Origin of the sequence: Herbaspirillum sp. 1130 (genome assembly GCF_017833835.1) — a bacterium.
Taxonomy (GTDB): domain Bacteria; phylum Pseudomonadota; class Gammaproteobacteria; order Burkholderiales; family Burkholderiaceae_D; genus Herbaspirillum; species Herbaspirillum huttiense.
Genome location: NZ_JAFICQ010000011.1, coordinates 1 through 1968 on the forward strand (window position 1 = coordinate 1; position 1968 = coordinate 1968).

General features: G+C 51.1%; 2 rRNA genes. Both read right to left on the minus strand.

Features of this window, described 5'->3' with window-relative positions:
* Positions 1-6: 6 nt before the first annotated feature.
* Positions 7-119, minus strand: a 5S ribosomal RNA gene (rrf, locus tag JOD78_RS27840).
* 139 nt (positions 120-258) lie between these two features.
* Positions 259-1968 (minus strand): 23S ribosomal RNA (locus tag JOD78_RS27845); the annotation flags it as partial.

Genomic DNA, 1968 nt, shown 5'->3' on the forward strand with positions numbered 1-1968 from the left:
TAACAAGCCTGACGATGACCTACTTTCACACTGGTTGCAGCACTATCATCGGCGCGAAGTCGTTTCACGGTCCTGTTCGGGATGGGAAGGGGTGGTACCAACTTGCTATAGTCATCAGGCATAACTTGTAAAGCCAGTTGCTCTCAATGGAGCAGCAACTAACCCAAACTGGAAGAAGTATTTAGTAGATTCTTGGGTGTGATGCACTAGGGCAAACACAATATATGCTCAACTTGTCTATAACAGAGCTAATGTTATAGGAACAAGCCGCACGGGCAATTAGTATCAGTTAGCTTAACGCATTACTGCGCTTCCACACCTGACCTATCAACGTCCTGGTCTCGAACGACCCTTTAGGGGAATCTAGTTCCCGGGAAGTCTCATCTCAAGGCGAGTTTCCCGCTTAGATGCTTTCAGCGGTTATCTCTTCCGAACTTAGCTACTCGGCAATGCCACTGGCGTGACAACCGATACACCAGAGGTTCGTCCACTCCGGTCCTCTCGTACTAGGAGCAGCCCCCTTCAAACTTCCAACGCCCACGGCAGATAGGGACCAAACTGTCTCACGACGTTTTAAACCCAGCTCACGTACCACTTTAAATGGCGAACAGCCATACCCTTGGGACCGGCTACAGCCCCAGGATGTGATGAGCCGACATCGAGGTGCCAAACTCCCCCGTCGATATGAACTCTTGGGAGGAATCAGCCTGTTATCCCCAGAGTACCTTTTATCCGTTGAGCGATGGCCCTTCCATACAGAACCACCGGATCACTATGTCCTACTTTCGTACCTGCTCGACTTGTCAGTCTCGCAGTTAAGCACGCTTATGCCATTGCACTATTAGCACGATGTCCGACCGTACCTAGCGTACCTTCGAACTCCTCCGTTACACTTTGGGAGGAGACCGCCCCAGTCAAACTGCCTACCATGCACTGTCCCCGATCCGGATAACGGACCAAGGTTAGAACCTCAAACAAACCAGGGTGGTATTTCAAGGTCGGCTCCACGCAGACTAGCGTCCACGCTTCAAAGCCTCCCACCTATCCTACACAGATTGGTTCAAAGTCCAATGCAAAGCTACAGTAAAGGTTCATGGGGTCTTTCCGTCTAGCCGCGGGTAGATTGCATCATCACAAACATTTCAACTTCGCTGAGTCTCGGGAGGAGACAGTGTGGCCATCGTTACGCCATTCGTGCAGGTCGGAACTTACCCGACAAGGAATTTCGCTACCTTAGGACCGTTATAGTTACGGCCGCCGTTTACTGGGACTTCAATCAAGAGCTTGCACCCCATCATTTAATCTTCCAGCACCGGGCAGGCGTCACACCCTATACGTCCACTTTCGTGTTTGCAGAGTGCTGTGTTTTTATTAAACAGTCGCAGCCACCATTTTATTGCAACCCTTTTGTCCTTCTGGCGCAGGCCAGTTAAACTACTTGGGCGTACCTTATCCCGAAGTTACGGTACCAATTTGCCGAGTTCCTTCTCCCGAGTTCTCTCAAGCGCCTTAGAATACTCATCTCGCCCACCTGTGTCGGTTTGCGGTACGGTCTCGTTAGACTGAAGCTTAGAGGCTTTTCTTGGAACCACTTCCGATTGCTTCGCGAACAAGTTCGCTCGTCTCACACCCTTGAATTACGCTGCCGGATTTGCCTAACAGCCTTCTTCGATGCAAAAACCGACTATTCCAACAGTCGGACAACCTTCCGCGATCCGTCCCCCCATCGCATCTAACGACGGTGCAGGAATATTAACCTGCTTCCCATCAGCTACGCATCTCTGCCTCGCCTTAGGGGCCGACTCACCCTGCTCCGATGAACGTTGAACAGGAAACCTTGGGCTTACGGCGTGCGGGCTTTTCACCCGCATTATCGCTACTCATGTCAGCATTCGCACTTCTGATACCTCCAGCATCCTTTACAAGACACCTTCACAGGCTTACAGAACGCTCTCCTACCATATCCTT